This window comes from Psychrobacillus mangrovi, from assembly GCF_037104765.1.
Classification (GTDB): Bacteria; Bacillota; Bacilli; order Bacillales_A; family Planococcaceae; genus Psychrobacillus; species Psychrobacillus mangrovi.
Genome location: NZ_JBAWSY010000021.1, coordinates 1 through 18,858 on the forward strand (window position 1 = coordinate 1; position 18,858 = coordinate 18,858).

Here is an 18,858-nt window from a genome sequence, read left to right on the forward strand (position 1 = left end):
AGCTCATTTTGTTTTGCTGGCATCATCATTAAATGATGTCAAAATTGTTTGCTATCTGACTAACCGAAGCTAGTCTATCAAGCTATATGTCTTAACGTTTTGCATGTTCAGTTTTCAATGTTCATGTTTATTATTTGTTTCGTTGTCGTTTTGGCGACTTTAATATCATACCAAATCTCAAGATCTATGTCAACAACTTTTTTATTTTATTTTCGATGTGAATCGGTAATAAAAATGACAACTTGATTACTATACCACCCTCTTCGAGTTATGGCAAGAGTTTTTAATAACTTTTTTAAAAAACATTTCTCTCCTATTCTTCATGCAAAAATTAAAAAGAGAGGCGCTACAAATAGTAGCACCTCTCCTTCATATAAATAGAGCATTTTAAACCGATTAATCTTTATGACGCATTGTTGGGAACAATAATACATCTCTAATAGAAGCAGAGTTAGTTAATAACATGATCAAGCGATCAATACCAATTCCTAGACCACCTGTTGGTGGCATACCATATTCTAATGCTTCTAAGAAGTCTTCGTCCATTTCATGTGCTTCGTCATTACCTGCTTCTTTTTCAGCTAATTGTGCTTCGAAGCGTTGACGTTGATCAATTGGGTCGTTTAGTTCTGTAAATGCATTTGCGTGCTCACGGCGAACGATGAACAATTCAAAACGATCTGTAAAACGACCATCCTCTGGATTTTTCTTCGCAAGCGGAGATACCTCTACAGGATGTCCATAGATAAATGTAGGTTGTACTAATGTTTCTTCTACTTTTTGTTCAAAGAATTCATTTAATACATGGCCCACTTCCATTGTAGGTTTTACATCAACACCATGTTCTTTTGCTAAAGCATGCGCTTCTTCTGTAGTCATTTCTTTCCAGAAGTCTACACCGGTAGTTTCTTTTACTGCATCTGCCATATGCCAACGTCTCCAGCCAGGAGCAAGGTTGATTTGATCCTCACCATATGTAACTGTAGTTGTCCCTAATACCTCTTGAGCAACATGAGAAACAAGATTCTCTGTTAAGTTCATGATATCTTGGTAATCAGCATATGCTTCATACAATTCAATCATTGTAAATTCTGGATTATGACGTGTTGAAACACCTTCATTTCTGAAAACACGACCAATTTCATATACTTTTTCTAACCCACCTACGATTAGACGTTTTAAATGTAATTCAATCGCAATACGCATGTATAATTCCATATCTAATGCATTATGATGCGTGATAAACGGACGAGCTGCTGCTCCACCAGCGATTGTATGTAACATTGGTGTTTCAACTTCCAAATAGCCTTGTCCATCTAAATAACGACGAATCGCTTGAATGATACGACTTCTTGCTATAAATGTATTTTTACTTTCTTCACTTGTCATTAAATCTAAATAACGTTGGCGATAGCGTTGCTCAACATCTTTTAAACCATGAAACTTTTCTGGCATAGGACGGAGAGATTTTGTTAAGAACGTGAATTCTACCGCTTTCACTGATAGTTCCCCTACTTGTGTACGGAATACATTCCCTCTTACTCCAACGATATCTCCTAAATCAGCTGTATTAAATAATTCATACGCCTCTTCTCCAATTGCATCTTTACGAACGTAAATTTGAATTTGACCACCCAAATCTTGAATGTGTGCAAATCCAGCTTTCCCTTTCCCTCTTTTAGTCATTATTCGTCCTGCAACTACTACTTCATGAGGTGTTTCTTCTAATTGTTCTTTCGTAAATTGATCATATTCAGCAATTACTTGATCACTTAAATGCGTACGCTCAAATTTACTTCCAAAAGGATCTAATCCTTTTTCTTGTATGGAAGTCATCTTTTGTCTTCTCACCAAAATTTGATCACTTAGTTCTTCTACATTAGACATGTTTGTCACTCCTCCACTACCTATTATCCGCAACTATCTTTTATTACGTTGAACTTATTGTACACAATTTCTGTACGCTGTTCACCTTTTTCCTTCACGAAAGAATATTTTTCATTTTTCAGATTATCTTTTATAACGGAAAGAGCCATCACAAGAAGTGATAGCCCCTCATTTTAATATTAAGCTAGAATAGAGTCAGCCTTATGTTCTGTTGATGCTTCTTCCGCAAAATAACGTAAGTAGTCCTTTAACTCTTGTGCGGATTCTGTTTGATTAATCACATTACGAGCTTTACCATTTCCACGAATATTCTTTAAGTACCAAGAAGCATGTTTACGCATTTCTCTTACTGCGATTCCTTCTCCTTTTAAAGCAGTTAAACGATCAAAATGTAATAAGCAAACATCGATTTTTTCTTGCACAGTTGGCTCTGGTTTAAGTTCCCCAGTCTCCAAGTATTCTACCGTGCGATAAATCATCCATGGGTCTCCTAGAGCTGCGCGTCCGATCATTACAGCATCTACACCAGTTTCATCTAGCATACGTTTTGCATCTTCTGGAGTATTTACATCACCGTTACCGATAACTGGTATATTTACAGCTTCCTTAGCTTGACGAATTAAATCCCAATTCGCATGCCCTTCATACATTTGTAAACGCGTACGACCATGAACGGCAACCGCTGCTCCGCCTGCGCGTTCTACAGCACGAACATTATCCACGATATAAATATGATCATCATCCCAACCAGTACGCATTTTTACGCTTACCGGTTTATTAACGTTGTCTACTACAGCGGATACCATCTCATAAATTTTTTCTGGATCAAGTAACCATCTTGCCCCTGCCTCACATTTAATAATTTTGTTTACAGGACATCCCATATTAATATCAATAATATCAGCCGAAGTATGTTGGTCTACATACTTTGCAGCTTCGACCAGTGTATCTTTTTCTCCACCAAAAATTTGAAGTGATAGTGGATTTTCTCTCTCATCTATATAAAGCATGCTCAAAGTCTTTTCGTTTTTATTAACGATTCCTTTGTCACTAATCATTTCTGCGTAAACTAGCCCTGCTCCAAATTCTTTAACAGTCAATCGGAATGCAGAGTTACAAATACCTGCCATTGGTGCTAACACGACACGGTTATCCATTTCAAAATTTCCAATTTTAAATGGTTTTGTTGATGCTTTTATCAAAATCATTCACCTGCCTTTGTTTCTCCTTTTAATTCTTCTAGCGGTATATCTAGCAAGGAAGCAATTTTTTCTAATTGCCGCTCACTCGGAACTCTTTTCCCTTGCTCAATTTGCCCGAGTATAGACACAGATATCTCCATTTCTTTCGCAAGTTCAACTTGATTCAATCTTTTTAAGCGTCGAAATGCACGAATGCGTCTACCCCATCGAACGTTTTCCATATATGAACGCCTTCTTTCTGAACTTGTGCAAGCTCCAATAAAGAAAGCTTTGTAAGAGGCTCAACTAAATCCGGATTTAACTCCACGAGAGGTACGAGCACGAAGCCTCTTTCCATCATCCTTGGATGCGGAATAATAAGGTCTTTCGTTTTCATGTTCTCTTCATTATACAACAAAATGTCAAGGTCTACAGTTCGAGGACCCCAACGAATTTCACGAGTACGTCCTAGCTCTGCCTCTATTTCATTGCATTTCTTTAATAATTCATGCGGTGTAATTAATGTCTCAAGCTCCACAACTATATTCAAAAATGCAGCTTGATCTACATAACCGACAGGATCTGTTTCGTAAACAGATGAAACTTGCACTACTTGGATACCTTCTGAATCATTTAGTAATTGAACAGATTTTCTAAGATAATCAAATCGATTTCCAATATTAGACCCTAAAGATAAATACGCTATATTCATAATGTACCTCTCGTAATATCAACTGATACAGAAGCATAGTGGCCAACAATCGGTGGATTAGGCTTTATAAGCTGAATACGACAGCCACTCACCTTCGATTCATAAACCGTTAATATACGAGAAGCAATAGTTTCAGCTACTGCCTCTATTAATAAATATGGCTTACCTTCTACTATTTCCTTACACAACTCAAATACCTCTGCATAATTTACCGTTTCATCTAAGTTATCGGTTTCACCAGCCTTTTTTAAATCACATGCTAATGAAATAGTTACACGAAAAATTTGACCAAGCTTAGTTTCTTCAGGTAACGCACCATGAAACCCATAAAATTCTAAATCATTGAGATGTATATAGTCCATAAATAATTAAGCCTCCTCAAATAGCGCCTTTCCTGTTAGCACATCCATCATTTTTGTCATACGAGCAATTTCTTTTACATCATGAACTCGTACCATATGGCAACCAAACTGCACACCATAACAAACGGTCGCCCCTGTTCCTTCCATTCGTTCGTTCACAGGAAGATTTAGTACATTTCCGATTAAACGTTTACGAGATGTTGCAAGTAAAACCGGATAACCCATATCTACTAATTCACCTAAATGCTGCATCATCCAAATATTTTGCGTTGTTGTTTTCCCAAAGCCAATACCTGGATCTAGCCATATATTTTCATCAGGCACTCCTGCTTCTTTTGCAATTTGAATACATTCTTCCAAGTCTTGTTTTGCTTCAGCCCAAAAGTCTGTATACTCTTCGTTATCTCTATTATGCATTAATATAATTGGAACACCTAGTTCTGCAGCAACCTTCGCCACTTTTGAATCTCTTTTTGCACCCCAAATATCATTAATAACATGTGCACCTGCGAGTACTGCAGCTCTAGCAACTTCCGACTTATATGTATCGATGGAAATGACAGCGTCTACTTCAGCACAAATGGCTTTTATGACTGGAACGACACGCGCTATTTCCTCTTCATCTGAAACCATGGTATATCCCGGCCTTGTGGATTCACCACCAATGTCAATTATCTTAGCGCCATCTGCAACCATTTGTTTTGCACGAGCAACCGCCGCTTCTACATTATTAAATTTTCCACCATCAGAAAAGGAATCAGGTGTAACATTTAATATCCCCATAACAATTGTTTCTTTACGAAAATCTAATGTAACGCCACCTGCTTCAAAAGGTTTAGCATTAAACTGTAAGTTCATATTTTTATCCTTCTTTCTTAATACACTCTACATACATGTCATGAAGCGTAGCATACACCGGTCCTTGATTACCTAAAAAATGCTTTTCGTTTAAATTTTTTATTGGCACAATCTCTTGCACAGCATTAGTAATAAATACTTCATCCGCTTCATTTAAGGTGTCTTCCTTATATAAACCTTCTTCTACTACTATTGGTGAATTTTTTATGATCCAATCACGTGTGACACCAGCTAATATTCCTGTTTCTAAAGAGGGGGTATATAACTTCCCATCTTTCACCCAAAATAAATTGGATGTAATTCCTTCTGCGATAAAACCTTCAGAATTTAGAAAAATACCCTCTATTGACGCAAGTGACGGAACCTCAAATCTTGCATGTATATTATTCGCATAATGATGAGATTTATGACGTATACCACTTTCCGGAGAATTTCTCACTGTTTGTAGCCAAACGGCAGACTTTTCTGTTCCTCTAGGGACATTGTGTAAAGGTTTTCTAAATAAAATGACAGTCGACCTCTCATAACTATTTGGCTGTAGACCAATGTCATGGACACCCGCAGAAACATTCAAACGAAAATAACCATCTGCCCCATTATTTTCTGCAGTTAAGGCTTCTACCGCTTGAATAATTATGTCATTTTCAAAAGGCATAGTAATACGAAAATCTTCCAATGCGCTAGAAAGCCGACTCCAATGCTCTTCCCATAAGAATACTTGTCCATTATAGGTACGAAACGTTTCAAAAAAGCCAAGCCCATACAAAAAACCATGGTCATACGGAGAAATTGTTAGTTCATCCGCTCGATAGTATTGTCCATCTTTCCAAGCATCCATATTAAATGCTCTCCTTTACAGAAGGGCTATATGATTCAATAAAATTTTGAATTAGTTTCTTGCCTTCCTCTGTCATAATCGATTCTGGATGAAATTGTACACCTTCTACTGCGAATTCTTTATGACGAAGCCCCATAATTTCTCCTTCATCTGTCCAAGAAGTCACCTCTAAACAATCAGGTAGTGACTCTTTCTCTACCAGTAAAGAATGATATCTTGTCGCTTGAAAGGGATTTGGCATATTGGTATTCACACCATTTCCATCATGAAAAACAGGAGTGGTTTTTCCGTGCATTAGTCTTTCTGCGCGTATTACTTTACCACCAAATGCTTGTCCAATCGACTGATGTCCAAGACAAACACCAAAAATAGGGACTTTTCCTGCAAAATGCGTTATGACATCCAAGCTAATACCAGCTTCATTCGGGGTACAAGGGCCTGGGGAAACAACTATTATATTTGGAGCTAGCTGTTCAATTTCCGAAAGGTTTAGTTCATCATTCCGAACAACCATTACTTCCTCACCAAGCTCACCAATATATTGAACCAGATTATAAGTAAAGGAATCATAGTTATCAATCATTAAAATCATAGCTTTCCTCTTTCTGCCATAGCCTTTGCTTGCCATAACGCTTTTGCTTTATTTAAAGACTCTACATATTCTGCTTCCGGAACAGAGTCTATCACAATTCCCGCTCCCGCTTGAATATGCGCCATCCCCTCTTGGATAAAAGCAGTGCGGATGACAATGTTTAATTCTAAATCACCTGAAAATCCTAACCAGCCAATTGACCCGGTATATAGTCCACGTCGAACCGGTTCAAGCTCTTCTATTATTTCCATCGTACGAATTTTCGGAGCACCAGTAATTGTACCACCCGGGAACATCCCTTGAATGATCTCCGTATTTGAAGTACCTGGACGAAGCGTCCCTCTTACGTTTGAAACAATATGCATAACGTGCGAATAACGTTCAATAACCATGAACTCATTTACTTCTACAGTTCCATAAGTGGATACGCGCCCTAAATCATTTCTTTCTAAATCCACCAGCATGACATGTTCTGCTCTCTCTTTTTCATTTTCTATAAGCTCATTTGCCAAATTGATATCTTCTTCATCACTTTTTCCACGCGGTCTCGTACCAGCGATAGGACGTGTCGACAATTCGGTTCCCTTTTTCTTCACTAATAGCTCTGGTGAACCCGAAACAACTGCAAAATCTGGTGACTGGATATATGCCATATAAGGAGAGGGGTTAAATGCGCGAAGTGCCTCATACATACCAATCGGCTCAGCATTTAGCTTTTTAGATTGTCGAACAGATAAATTTACTTGGAATACGTCTCCTTGAGCAATATATTCCTGTACTCGACGAACAGCAGCCTCAAATTCATTTTCGCTTACTGAGACAAGCAATTCCGTATCATCATTTGTTACTTCTGATGATGATTCATACGGAATTATACGCTCTGAAACGCCACTTGCACCCTTGAACGCTTCTTCCGTATCATCTAAATTTATATTACTCCCAGAGAGTTTCATACAAGTAACAAGTTCAGTTTCCACATCAAAGACAGCCCAGAAATCAAATAAATAAAAATAAATGTCCGGTATATGTAAGTCATCTTCAGCTAGTGTTGGTAATACTTCTATTTTACGTGCATAATCATAGCTAATAAAACCAGCCGCCCCACCTTGGAAATCTGGTAAATTTTCTTGAAAAGGGACATGGAAGGATGCGACAAGCTTTTCTAATTCCGAAAGGGGTTCTCCTAAACGTACCTCTTCATCGCCATCTCTCCATTTTATATGTAAACCGGCTTCTACCGATTTGGTTACCGCCAAAGGATTCCAAGCAGCGACACTCAAATGGCCACCTCTACCACTTTCTAAAAATAAATGATGCGATTCAGATTTTGTAATTTCTTTATAAGCATAGAAAAAATCTTCTTTTGACATATGAAAGGTCTTAGTTTGTAACGTATGTAAATCCAATATTCAAAATCCCCCTAAAAACGATTTGCCTTCATCTTAACTTGAAACCTATACCTTTCGCCACATAAAAAAGCAGAAGCATTATGCTCCCGCTCAATTTAACTCATTTTTTCTTAAATTCGAAGAAGTTCTTTTCAGACTGGATGAAAACGCTTGTCAGTCGAGGCGCGCCAGCACGAGGCGGAAGCGAATAGAACTAAAGTTCATGAGCTTACAACGAAGTGCAAGCAACGAAGAATGCGAGCGTTTTTCATCAGTCTGAATTAGTCTTCGAATTGATAAAGTGGAGTGCTCAAATAACGCTCTCCGTTATCCGGAACAATCGCAAGAACTTTTTTCCCTTTTCCTAGTTGTTTTGCAAGTTGAAGCGCTGCATAGATAGCTGCTCCTCCAGATACCCCACCTAAAATACCTTCCAATTTTGCAACTTCACGAGCAGTTGCATACGCATCTTCATTTGATACTTGGATAATGGAATCATACATTTCTGTATCTAAAACTGTTGGGACAAATCCCGCTCCAATTCCTTGTATTTTATGTGGACCTGGTTTACCACCAGAAAGAACATTGGAATCTTTTGGTTCTACTGCAGCAATATGAATATCCGAGAACTTTTCTTTCAAAACTCCACCTGCACCAGTGATTGTACCTCCAGTACCAACTCCTGCCACAAAACCATGTAGTTCATCAAATGCCTCTGTAATTTCAGGGCCTGTTGTTAAACGGTGAATTTCTGGATTTGATTCATTATTAAATTGTTGTGGCATGAACCAACCATTTTCATTCGCTAGTTCTTCTGCTTTCGCAATTGCGCCTTTCATTCCATCTGCTCCCGGAGTTAATACTAAGTCAGCCCCGTAAGCGCGAAGTAGATTTCTACGCTCTAAGCTCATTGTATCAGGCATTACTAATACCGCTTTATAACCTTTCGCCGCAGCAATCATAGACAGTCCGATACCAGTGTTTCCACTTGTAGGTTCAATTAATGTGCTTCCTTCTTTTAATTGCCCCTCTTTTTCTGCTGCTTCGATCATAGCAACTGCAATACGATCTTTTACACTGCTGCCCGGGTTAAAGAATTCTAATTTTACATATACTTCTGCATCCTCAGGGTTTGACACTCTGTTTAATTTTACTACTGGTGTTTTACCAATTAAATCAACTACTGATTGCGCCAACTTAGTCATCCTTACACTCCCAATCCCTACTGCATTAATAGGTTTTATTTTCTTAATAATACCAATCTAAAAGATTAATTGTCAATATAATTACATTCAAACAAACCCTTATTTTTAAAATTTTATAAACTTCAAAAAAAGATGAAAGTATGAATGAGCCCTGGAGACTCTTCGAAAAAATAACATTGATTTATCATACTGTACTTCAAGTGTCTTGCAAGACTAGTTATATTAACGAAAACCTCCAGGGTGTGTGTCTTGATTCTATACGTAAAAAAACAACGTATCTAATAGAATACGCTGTTTTTCCATAAATTATTTATAGTTGGACTACTATTTTTCACTATAAGACCATTCCGCATCAAATTCTTCCCAAAATGCTTCTGGCGTGACCGACTGAGGTAGTTGATCAAGTGCAAGCTCACGGAGTATATGATCCTCTACGTCTGAGTATGAAAATGATTCACCTTTAAAAATACTCACTACTTTTGCAACAGCAAATCGGCCATCTTTTAAGGTAATTACATCGCTCCATTTTCCTTTTTCAATATTAGGTAGCACAGATAAAACGGCTTCATCTACAGACTCTGTACCTTCTGATACATATCCTATATCTCCACCTAAGCTAGCTGAACTAATGTCTATAGAGCGTTCTCTTGCTAAACCGTCAAACGAAGAACCATTCTTTAATTCTTTTACAACTTCCTTGGCTTCATCCTCTGAGGAAACATAAATAATACTTGTGCGATAGGATGTTGGAATATTATATAATCTTTTATTATCATCATAAAAAGCTTTTATAGCATCTTTTTCTATCACTATGTCTTTGGCTAAAACCTTTTCTAAAATTAAGCGAGAACGAACTTTTGCACGCATCGATTCTTCATCTAACGATTGAAGAGAAGTATCTGTCCCTTCTTGAGTAGAACGAATTAGAGCTACTTCTAGATCAACTTCCTGATCCGTTACTTTAATTTTATATTTTTTAGCCGCAGCTTCCATCACTTCTGCATTTACGAGATCCAGCAATACTTCTTTCCCGTACATGGATTCCATTGAAGCCATCCATTGTTCTTTTGTAATAACTTTCCCATCAACAGAGGCGACTTGTTCCGTTCCATTTGCTTTTTCATTTGGTATTAGCCAAGCAATAAACCAGAGTAAATTGCCAAACAAAAGAAAACCAATTAACAAAAGCACTGGTCTTGTTTTTAAATGTCGTTTTTGTTGTGGATTAAAGTTATCACGAGTTGATTTCATCGATAAACGACTCCAATTCATCTACTGAGTATTGGTATTTCTCCATACAGAAATGACAATGTGCTTCTGCCCCTCCGTCTTCTTCAATCATTTCACGAATTTCACTTTCTCCTAAGCTAAGAATAGCGGCACCGAAACGCTCTTTAGAACAATTACACTCGAACGAAACAGGGGTTGTACCTAAAATTTGCACATTGTCTCTTCCTAAAATTTCAAAAAGTAATTCCTCAGGAGTTAATCCTTTTTCAATCATTTTAGAAACAGGCTCCATCTTACTTAAATGCTCTTCAATAATAGTGATCGTTTCGTCATCAGTACCAGGCATTAGCTGAATGATAAAACCACCTGCTGCTAAAATTGTGTTATCTGGGTTTACGAGAACTCCAAGACCAACAGAGGAAGGAACCTGCTCGGATACAGCAAAATAATAAGTAAAGTCTTCTGCGATTTCACCTGAAACGATTGGTACTTGACCGGTAAAGAAATCCCTTAATCCAAGGTCTTTAACAATAGTCAATGTACCCTCTGTACCTACTGCGCGGCGCACATCTAATTTCCCGACTTCATTTAAATCAAAGTGGGTCTGAGGATTCGTCACATATCCACGAACTTCTCCTTTTGCATTACTATCAATAATCATTGGTCCTATTGGGCCATTACCTTCCACTTTTACCGTAAGTTTGTCTTCCCCTTTTAACATCGTTCCCATCATAACAGCAGCGGTCATAGATCTACCCAGTGCCGCTGACGCAGTTGGCCATGTTTGATGACGTCGTTGTGCTTCCCCTACAGTGTCTGTTGTGCGCACCGCATATGCACGAACACTTCCTTCAAATGCTAATGCTTTTACTAAATAATCTCCCATTTATTTCAAACCTCTTTCATCTAAGTTTCTTTGATAAATTAAATACAAACCTTTTAATGTTAGGAAAGGATCGATTACATCCATAATCGTTGTTTCATCCCCGATTAAGCCAGCCATCCCACCAGTGGCAATAACTTTTGGATTTTGTTTCGATACTTTTTTCATTCGATTTACAATGCCTTCCACTTGTCCTACATAACCATACACAATACCAGCCTGCATCGCAGAAACTGTATTTTTCCCAATGATATGGTCGGGTCTGGTTAGTTCAATACGAGGAAGCTTACTGGCCCGAGTAAATAGGGCCTCTGTAGAGATACCAATTCCAGGAGCAATTGCACCTCCCATATACTCACCCTTTTCGTTCACATAGCAATACGTTGTTGCAGTTCCAAAATCTACAATGATTAACGGACTGCCATATTCATGAATGGCTGCTACTGCATTAACTATTCGATCTGCTCCAACTTCTCGTGGATTTTCATACTTTATATTTAACCCTGTTTTGACTCCAGGTCCTACTATCATTGGTTTAATACCAAAATATTTTTTGCACATCGCTTCTAAAGAAAACATGATTGGCGGTACTACCGATGAGATAATAATACCTTCTATCTGGTCAAAAGAAATATTGGCGTGTGTAAATAAAGCTTTGACTTGCATACCGTACTCATCTTCTGTTTTCAGACGATCTGTTTCCATTCGCCAGTGTTGAATAAGTTTATCATCTTCGTATACACCTAGTACGATGTTTGTATTGCCTGTATCTAACACGAGTATCATCTAACTTGTCCTCACTTCTCGGTAAGTTTTCCCAAACATCATACCATATATAAGCACAAAGAAAAAAGCTGATTGCCTCGCAAGTCTGCGATCAACAATCAGCTAATACATTCTATTAATCTCTACGTTCTTCTTGAATCGGACTTTTCGGCTCGTCTGTAGGACCATTCTCTTTTGGTAAGTCACCTGTTGAAGGGTCTGCTGGAGCTCCTACTGCTTCCGATACTTCTTCTTTTGTTTCCACTTCAGCTTCACTGTCCGCTAAATCATATACGCGTTCAGGAAGTGTTCCGTGCTCTTCTAAGTGTTTGATTTGAGCAGCATCGAGTGTTTCAACTTCTAGTAACGTAGTCGCAATAAGTGTTAACAAATCACGTCTTTCCGTTAAGATCTGTTTTGTACGACTGTATTGCTCTTTAATCATTGATTGCATCTCTTGATCGATTTCATACGCAATTGCATCCGAGTAATTTTGCTCTGAGTTAAAATCACGTCCAAGGAATACGTTTCCACCTTGTGCTTGACCGAATTGCATAGGTCCTAATTTGTCACTCATACCATACTCTGTAACCATACTTCTAACAATACCAGTTGCGCGTTGGAAGTCATTATGAGCACCAGTTGATACTTCACCAAAAGTGATATCTTCCGCTACACGGCCACCTAATAAACCTGCCACTTTATCTAACAACTCTGGTTTTGTCATGAAGTAACGATCTTCTTTTGGAAGCATTACCGCATATCCACCTGCTTGACCACGAGGAACAATTGTTACTTTATGAACGATTTCCGCATCATCAAGTGTTAATCCGATTACTACGTGTCCCGCTTCATGGAATGCAACAATTTTACGTTCTTTTTCGGAAATGACTTTACCAGATTTAGCAGGACCTGCAATTACACGATCCGTTGCTTCATCTATATCACTCATATCTACTTTTTTCTTATTACGTCTAGCTGCAACTAGGGCTGCTTCGTTTAATAAGTTTTCTAAATCTGCACCAGAGAAACCTGGAGTACGTTGTGCAATCGCTTTTAAATCAACTGATTCGTCTAAAGGCTTATTTCGAGCATGTACTTTAAGTACTGCCTCACGTCCTTTAACGTCTGGACGACCAACTGTGATTTGACGGTCAAAACGACCTGGACGAAGAAGTGCAGGGTCTAAAATATCCGGTCTGTTCGTTGCAGCAATGATAATAATACCTTCATTAGCACCGAAACCATCCATTTCAACAAGTAATTGGTTCAGGGTTTGTTCACGCTCATCGTGACCTCCACCAAGACCAGCACCACGTTGTCTACCTACTGCATCAATCTCATCGATGAAAATAATACATGGTGCATTCTTCTTAGCGTTCTCAAATAAATCACGCACACGAGATGCTCCAACACCAACAAACATTTCAACAAAATCCGAACCACTAATAGAGAAGAAAGGTACGCCAGCTTCCCCTGCCACCGCACGAGCAAGTAATGTTTTACCCGTACCTGGAGGACCTACTAATAAAATCCCTTTCGGTATACGTGCTCCAATCTCCACAAATTTACGTGGATCTTTTAAGAAATCTACTACTTCTACTAGTTCAGCCTTTTCTTCATCTGCCCCAGCAACATCTGTAAACCTTACTTTTTTCTTTTCATTGTCATACAATTTTGCTTTACTCTTACCGAAGTTCATCACACGGTTACCACCGCCTTGTGATTGACTCAATAAGAAGAAGAATAGAATAATGATAATCAGGAATGGTAGTAACCCTGTGAAAAATTGTACCCAGCCACTTGTTTTTGGAGTTTCTTTATAATCAACTTTGACTGAATTTGCTTTTGCCAGTGTTCTAATCTCTGATTGTAAGTCTTCACTATATGGGGCCTTCGCTAAGAATTTTTCCCCTTCTTCATAGCCTTTCATTTCGCCTTCTACAACATAAACCCCGGATTCAGGTTGCAGAACAACGCTTGTAACATCCCCTTTTTCAAGGGAAGACATAAATTCGTCAAAACGAATTTCTTTTGTTGGTTGATTGCTCGTGTTAAACGTAGCAAAAATTCCAACAATCACAAAAAATATTAATAGGTATAATATAGCGTAGCGTAGTGCTCGATTCATCCCTAGCCTCCTCACAAGGTAAACAGAAAAACTATATGTAATCTTATCATACGAATTTTTGGGCGTACAATGAAAAGCCTTTTATTTCACCATTAAAATTAAAATGAATAAACTTCTTTCTTTAACACCCCAACATATGGAAGATTACGATACTTTTCTGCGTAGTCTAATCCGTATCCTACTACAAATGCATCTGGTACTTCAAAGCCAACATAGTCTGCTTGTAAATCAACTTTTCGTCCAGATGGCTTATCAAGCAGTGTAACCAATTTTATTGATTTTGCTTTACGATATTTGAATAAATCGACTAAATAGCTTAGCGTCATTCCACTATCAATGATATCCTCAATTATTAAAATATCGCGACCTTCTACACTTGTATTTAAGTCTTTAACAATCTTTACCTCACCCGAAGATACAGTAGCATTACCATAGCTTGATACATCCATATAATCCATTTCTATGTAAGTATCAACGCGTTTCATCAAATCGGACATGAAAGGCATAGCACCTTTTAAAATACCAATAGCTAGCGGGAACTTATCTTTATATTCTTCTGATAGTGCAGCGCCCAGTTCACGGGTTTTTTCTTGGATTTGTTCTTCTGATAATAAAACTTCTAGAATGTCTTTTTCTAACATTTTAGTCCCCCCTAATAGTTAATGTTTTTTTAAGTATAGGACAAAATTTTGCCCATGATACTCCTTTGAAAATCGCTCTTCGTAACGAAGCCCAATTACTGCTAGTATATCATTGTTCTTGCTCACAAGTAGTGGCCAAACATGACGATATTCGGCTGAAATTTTTTCATCGATAAATAACCGAGAAACTTTCTTTGGAGAGGCCATGCCTTTCATATGAATACGATCTCCCTCAGCTTTTTGTCTAATAAAAAGAGGTAGCTCATCGTAATCCAGTTGGACATAAAGTTTTTCTTCTGAAACATCTGCCTCTAAATTTCTCGTTAAATAGATGGAGAAACCAGCACCGACCTCAAGCCAATAATCCTCTTGAATCTCCATTCTCCCCATTAATACAGGCTCTTGGACAGAGGAGGTAAACTTGACATTATTATAATGTCGAACAAGGAAAAAAGATTTTGGTAAATAGATTACTGAATTGCCTTCAAACTCATTACAAGCAGAAATTATCGACTCAATTAACCGATCATTTAGTAGTGTATCGGATTCATTATAGAGATAGTTTAATAGTAGTAGAACTACCCTTCTTTGTAAAGCGATGGGAACTTCCCTAAAGCGCATTGTATCAAGAATAAAGGAATCATTTGAATCTACCGTCACAAGCTGTTCAAATTTTTCTTTTGCCATTATTTGAAGAACTGTATCGTCCTGTTGTTGCTTCTCAACAAATAATTGAATTCTATCACTTACTAAAGCATTCTCTTCTTTTAATAAAGGTACTACTTTATGGCGAATTCTATTTCTTGTATATGTATGCTTGTCATTGCTTGGGTCATGTCTAAAATCTTGATGCAGCTCATGAACATAATTGAAAATTTCTTCTTTTGTTACCCCTAAAAACGGCCGAATAATTTCTCCTAATGAAAATGTTCGAGTTCTTGGTATCCCCGTTATGGAGGAGGAAAGTGTGCCCCTCACTAACGACATTACTACTGTTTCTACTTGGTCATCCGCATGATGACCTAACACTAATTTGCGGTAATGGTGCTGCTCCATGATTTTATCGAAATATGCATAGCGTTCTTCTCTACAAATTACCTGAATATTTCCACCTTCTTCAGCAACTCTCTGAGGAACTTCTATTTTTGTTCCGTAAAAGGGTAACTGTAAGCTAATGGCAAGTTGTTCAACAAATCGCATGTCCTGTTCAGATTCTTCTCCTCTTAACTGATGATCGGTATGCACAATGGCAATATCTGTTTCATAGTCTTTTTGAAGTTCATGTAAAACTCTTACTAAAGCAACTGAATCTGCTCCACCAGAACAAGCGATAAGAAGACGCTCTCCTTTTTCTATCAAGTTGTGCTTGTCGATATATTTTTTTACCTTTTGAACAAATGAAAGCATCTTCTCACCTCTTTTTCTTGTCTAGCTCCAGCGCCTTGTCCCTCGAGGTCAAATGTGAATCTTCTACATCCAACAGGTTGGATTTCGAATCTTCCCATTTGCTTGTCGGAGGCCCACACGAAGTGGGTCATGCAGTCGTTGCGAAATGTTCTTTTATTTTGCGTCGAGCTTTGCGCAGGAGCACCACGATGTCGCGAATTTAGACTGTATCCCACTAACAGGCGCTTGCGCTTTTCTTTTTAATTAGTGTACCATTTTTTCTTGGAATTTAGCTGCTTCACGTGGTGAAAAAATAGACCATTCTGGAACTTCATGTTTTACTTGCATGAAGATAACTGTTCGATCGTCTCCAGGTAATGAGTAAGTTTCTTCTAACTTCTTTACAAATCGTTCTGCGTTCATAGTTGGATCTCGGAGTATTTTTTGATAATATAGCTCTTGTTTTTCGATGGATGTATTTGATGAGAAAACACCGTCCGAAAGCATTAGCAGGATATCGCCATCCTTAATTTCAACTTTTCTAGCCTCAATAGTGAAAGTAGGCAAGAAACCAAATGGTACATGCTTACTTTCAATTTTACGCATCTCATTCCCCCTTATCAAATAAGTAGACATACTGCCGGCTTTCCAAGACCAAAGTTCTCCTTTTTGTAAGTCAATCAATGCTAAATCTACCGTTGCATAACTATCTGTATCATCTTGCAAGCTCATCATGTAATGAAGAGTATGCATCGTTGTTTCTGGATCCATTTTTTTATTTAGGCATTCTCGCATAAACTGCATTACTCTTCTACTTTCTCGGTGAGCCTCGATATCATTCCCCATTCCGTCCGATAAAATAACAGCAAGTAATCCCGGATGTAGCGGAAACACTGCATGTGCATCCCCCGAATAAATCGTATTTCTGCTGGATGATGTATAAACATCATGTGTCACTTGAAAGCGTACAGACGATTTACAGGTCATTTGAATATGCTCATACGGTTGATGAACTTCTTTCATAGAGGTTATTTCAAAAGGTTCCTTCCATAAGTCATAAAGTATAGGCAATATTAATCTCTCTCCAACCATTTTGGCTTTTGATTCTATCGGCAAGCATAAAACAACCTCCATCTGCCCTACTGCAATGTTTAAAACATCAATTTGAAAAAATGGGATATTGCATTGTTCAAACTTCTGTTTGATCTCTTCTTCGTGAGATGTATATAGAGTCATACTGTTATCTAAATTATTTATAAGTTCATTCATATGGTTTCCAATATCACGAAGCTTTAATGCGTACATTTTTTTACCGTGTTGCATTTGGTTGTTTAGTTGTTTTTGGGCCTCCCTTTCTGTTAATTCCTGAATGATTTTTACCGGTTTAACACATTTATAACCGATTCTCTTTTCAATTTGAATTCTATTTTTTTTAGGTTCATTCTCCCATTCAGCCATTAGCGATGGGATTCCATTTGATTTCGCCCCCCAACATTTTTCATATTGAAAACACGACTGACACGTTGCAAATGCTTGGTTTTGCTCCTTTTCAACAGCTCCTTTATTGTTAAATCGATCGGAAATGAAACTTGTAATGAAGTCAACGAAATGCTGAAATTCCTGTAACTGATTATTTACTTTTTCAGTCATCCATTTTTGCCTACGCAGAAGGATGTTAGAAGTATCTGGGTATAGTTCCTCTTTTAAAGATTTTATCCAACTGGAAGGTATAGCAAAAAACAATAATGAAGCGGTTACTAGTGAACCTATATAAACACTATCTAGTGGTAGAGTTCGGTCGTATAAAATAAAGAAAAATGTAGCACCTAGCATACTGAAAGCCTGCCAAAGCCGGCCGAATGGCTTATGCAGACCTGCTAGAAAGCCGGTAACAGCATATACCGCTATCATGCCACTAAAGCTTAGCTTAGAAATACTTAATATTGTTCCTGCTAGTACTGCGACAACGGTTGCAAGCTGAATACCACCTACCGCAGAAGCAATTGCTATTACTAAATGAGCAAGTATTAATGGAATCGATACGTATCCAAAAATGTACGAGGACATTCCTGTTAAAACTAATGCTCCTATTAATAACGCTGCCCCCATTCTTTCTCCCGTCCATCTTTTATGAAGTATATCTGGCAATGGGAGGAATAGTTGAAACAAAAATATAACCATAAATAAACTCAAAACGCCCTCGTAACCGATTGCTAGCCAAACGGGGACTGGAACCTCTCCCCAATAGGAAATAAATTGCCATATAATTTGAACAATAACGACATCTAATAATACAAATAAGGGTAATGGTATCTTCCTGATCAATCTTTTCGAATGAAGCGGAAATATAAACGCTTGCATTGCGTGTATAACTACTTGTCCAAGCCCTAGCGTCATACTACCGAGCAACGCCCCTGCAATGGTCCAAGGTAAGAAGCGTTGAAATCGCAAGCTTACTAATGCCCATAAAGGGAGAAAAAATGGAACAGAGGCTTCAAATAATACGACTTGTGCTAGGAAGAAAGCAAGTATAAAAAAAATTAAGGTAAATGATATGGTTACTTTACGAACTTGAATTGCTTCTAAAACCTTTCTCCATGAAAAATTTCTTTTTTGATTTTGCTCATACAAAGTTTTCAACAGTATATACCTCCTATTTTGCTATTGATGGAAGTATACCTAGGTTTAGAACAAGAAGTATGTCTGTTCCTGACACCCTTACTAAAAAAGTTTTCGACTCGTTTAGCTAATAAATAATAGGAGGAAGAAAATATTTTTTCAAGAAGTATTGACACAAAG

17 protein-coding genes are annotated in these 18,858 nt (G+C 37.9%); all 17 read right to left on the reverse strand.

The annotated features are described in order from the left end of the window. Positions 1-396 precede the first annotated feature (396 nt). Positions 397-1,887: a lysine--tRNA ligase gene (gene lysS / locus WAX74_RS17905; protein ID WP_336499038.1), complete on the reverse strand. Its 1,491-nt coding sequence runs from the start codon at positions 1,885-1,887 to the stop codon at positions 397-399. 179 nt (positions 1,888-2,066) lie between these two features. After that, positions 2,067-3,044 (reverse strand): tRNA dihydrouridine synthase DusB, encoded by a 978-nt coding sequence (dusB, locus tag WAX74_RS17910; RefSeq protein WP_413788993.1) that lies wholly within the window; start codon positions 3,042-3,044, stop codon positions 2,067-2,069. 47 nt (positions 3,045-3,091) lie between these two features. Then, positions 3,092-3,310 (reverse strand): helix-turn-helix domain-containing protein, encoded by a 219-nt coding sequence (locus tag WAX74_RS17915; protein ID WP_336499040.1) that lies wholly within the window; start codon positions 3,308-3,310, stop codon positions 3,092-3,094. Continuing rightward, the gene (gene folK / locus WAX74_RS17920; protein WP_336499084.1) at positions 3,262-3,783 is read right to left on the reverse strand and encodes a 2-amino-4-hydroxy-6-hydroxymethyldihydropteridine diphosphokinase; all 522 of its coding nucleotides are present in this window, start codon (positions 3,781-3,783) and stop codon (positions 3,262-3,264) included. Before folK ends, WAX74_RS17915 begins: the two co-directional genes overlap by 49 nt. Then, complete coding sequence (gene folB / locus WAX74_RS17925; RefSeq protein ID WP_336499041.1) at positions 3,777-4,142, reverse strand: dihydroneopterin aldolase; 366 nt, start codon at positions 4,140-4,142, stop codon at positions 3,777-3,779. Before folB ends, folK begins: the two co-directional genes overlap by 7 nt. Before the next feature lie 6 nt (positions 4,143-4,148). Continuing rightward, entirely contained in the window at positions 4,149-5,000 is an 852-nt protein-coding gene (gene folP, locus WAX74_RS17930; protein WP_336499042.1) for a dihydropteroate synthase, read from the reverse strand. A 4-nt stretch (positions 5,001-5,004) separates the two neighbouring features. Next, on the reverse strand, positions 5,005-5,838 hold the full coding sequence (gene pabC, locus WAX74_RS17935; protein WP_336499043.1) for an aminodeoxychorismate lyase: 834 nt from the start codon (positions 5,836-5,838) through the stop codon (positions 5,005-5,007). 1 nt (position 5,839) lies between these two features. Continuing rightward, positions 5,840-6,430, reverse strand: coding sequence for an aminodeoxychorismate/anthranilate synthase component II (pabA, locus tag WAX74_RS17940; protein ID WP_336499044.1), 591 nt, complete (start codon positions 6,428-6,430; stop codon positions 5,840-5,842). Beyond that, positions 6,427-7,800, reverse strand: a complete 1,374-nt coding sequence (locus tag WAX74_RS17945; RefSeq protein WP_336499085.1) for an anthranilate synthase component I family protein — start codon at positions 7,798-7,800, stop codon at positions 6,427-6,429. Before WAX74_RS17945 ends, pabA begins: the two co-directional genes overlap by 4 nt. 299 nt (positions 7,801-8,099) lie before the next feature. Further along, positions 8,100-9,023, reverse strand: coding sequence for a cysteine synthase A (cysK, locus tag WAX74_RS17950; RefSeq protein WP_336499045.1), 924 nt, complete (start codon positions 9,021-9,023; stop codon positions 8,100-8,102). A gap of 324 nt (positions 9,024-9,347) precedes the next feature. After that, positions 9,348-10,274 carry a peptidyl-prolyl cis-trans isomerase gene (locus WAX74_RS17955; RefSeq protein WP_336499046.1) on the reverse strand — a complete coding sequence of 309 codons (927 nt, stop codon included), beginning with the start codon at positions 10,272-10,274 and terminating at the stop codon, positions 9,348-9,350. Then, the gene (hslO, locus tag WAX74_RS17960) at positions 10,258-11,139 is read right to left on the reverse strand and encodes an Hsp33 family molecular chaperone HslO (protein WP_336499047.1); all 882 of its coding nucleotides are present in this window, start codon (positions 11,137-11,139) and stop codon (positions 10,258-10,260) included. Before hslO ends, WAX74_RS17955 begins: the two co-directional genes overlap by 17 nt. After that, positions 11,140-11,922, reverse strand: coding sequence for a type III pantothenate kinase (locus WAX74_RS17965; protein ID WP_336499048.1), 783 nt, complete (start codon positions 11,920-11,922; stop codon positions 11,140-11,142). 115 nt (positions 11,923-12,037) lie between these two features. After that, positions 12,038-14,032 (reverse strand): ATP-dependent zinc metalloprotease FtsH, encoded by a 1,995-nt coding sequence (gene ftsH / locus WAX74_RS17970; RefSeq protein WP_336499049.1) that lies wholly within the window; start codon positions 14,030-14,032, stop codon positions 12,038-12,040. 98 nt (positions 14,033-14,130) lie between these two features. Beyond that, a complete protein-coding gene (hpt, locus tag WAX74_RS17975) occupies positions 14,131-14,673 on the reverse strand; it encodes a hypoxanthine phosphoribosyltransferase (protein ID WP_336499050.1) in 543 nt (180 codons plus the stop codon). An 18-nt stretch (positions 14,674-14,691) separates the two neighbouring features. Further along, positions 14,692-16,080 (reverse strand): tRNA lysidine(34) synthetase TilS, encoded by a 1,389-nt coding sequence (gene tilS / locus WAX74_RS17980; RefSeq protein ID WP_336499051.1) that lies wholly within the window; start codon positions 16,078-16,080, stop codon positions 14,692-14,694. A gap of 243 nt (positions 16,081-16,323) precedes the next feature. Then, positions 16,324-18,699: a SpoIIE family protein phosphatase gene (locus WAX74_RS17985; RefSeq protein ID WP_336499052.1), complete on the reverse strand. Its 2,376-nt coding sequence runs from the start codon at positions 18,697-18,699 to the stop codon at positions 16,324-16,326. Positions 18,700-18,858: the final 159 nt, after the last annotated feature.

What these genes read in the sequence shown, in the direction of transcription:
- ftsH (WP_336499049.1), bottom strand. Translation starts at nt 14,032, where the DNA reads ATGAATCGAGCACTACGCTACGCTATATTATACCTATTAATATTTTTT.
- folB (WP_336499041.1), bottom strand. Translation starts at nt 4,142, where the DNA reads ATGGACTATATACATCTCAATGATTTAGAATTTTATGGGTTTCATGGT.
- WAX74_RS17945 (WP_336499085.1), bottom strand. Translation starts at nt 7,800, where the DNA reads ATGTCAAAAGAAGATTTTTTCTATGCTTATAAAGAAATTACAAAATCT.
- cysK (WP_336499045.1), bottom strand. Translation starts at nt 9,023, where the DNA reads ATGACTAAGTTGGCGCAATCAGTAGTTGATTTAATTGGTAAAACACCA.
- WAX74_RS17965 (WP_336499048.1), bottom strand. Translation starts at nt 11,922, where the DNA reads ATGATACTCGTGTTAGATACAGGCAATACAAACATCGTACTAGGTGTA.
- WAX74_RS17955 (WP_336499046.1), bottom strand. Translation starts at nt 10,274, where the DNA reads ATGAAATCAACTCGTGATAACTTTAATCCACAACAAAAACGACATTTA.
- hpt (WP_336499050.1), bottom strand. Translation starts at nt 14,673, where the DNA reads ATGTTAGAAAAAGACATTCTAGAAGTTTTATTATCAGAAGAACAAATC.
- pabA (WP_336499044.1), bottom strand. Translation starts at nt 6,430, where the DNA reads ATGATTTTAATGATTGATAACTATGATTCCTTTACTTATAATCTGGTT.
- tilS (WP_336499051.1), bottom strand. Translation starts at nt 16,080, where the DNA reads ATGCTTTCATTTGTTCAAAAGGTAAAAAAATATATCGACAAGCACAAC.
- dusB (WP_413788993.1), bottom strand. Translation starts at nt 3,044, where the DNA reads ATGGATAACCGTGTCGTGTTAGCACCAATGGCAGGTATTTGTAACTCT.
- pabC (WP_336499043.1), bottom strand. Translation starts at nt 5,838, where the DNA reads ATGGATGCTTGGAAAGATGGACAATACTATCGAGCGGATGAACTAACA.
- hslO (WP_336499047.1), bottom strand. Translation starts at nt 11,139, where the DNA reads ATGGGAGATTATTTAGTAAAAGCATTAGCATTTGAAGGAAGTGTTCGT.
- folP (WP_336499042.1), bottom strand. Translation starts at nt 5,000, where the DNA reads ATGAACTTACAGTTTAATGCTAAACCTTTTGAAGCAGGTGGCGTTACA.
- lysS (WP_336499038.1), bottom strand. Translation starts at nt 1,887, where the DNA reads ATGTCTAATGTAGAAGAACTAAGTGATCAAATTTTGGTGAGAAGACAA.
- WAX74_RS17915 (WP_336499040.1), bottom strand. Translation starts at nt 3,310, where the DNA reads ATGGAAAACGTTCGATGGGGTAGACGCATTCGTGCATTTCGACGCTTA.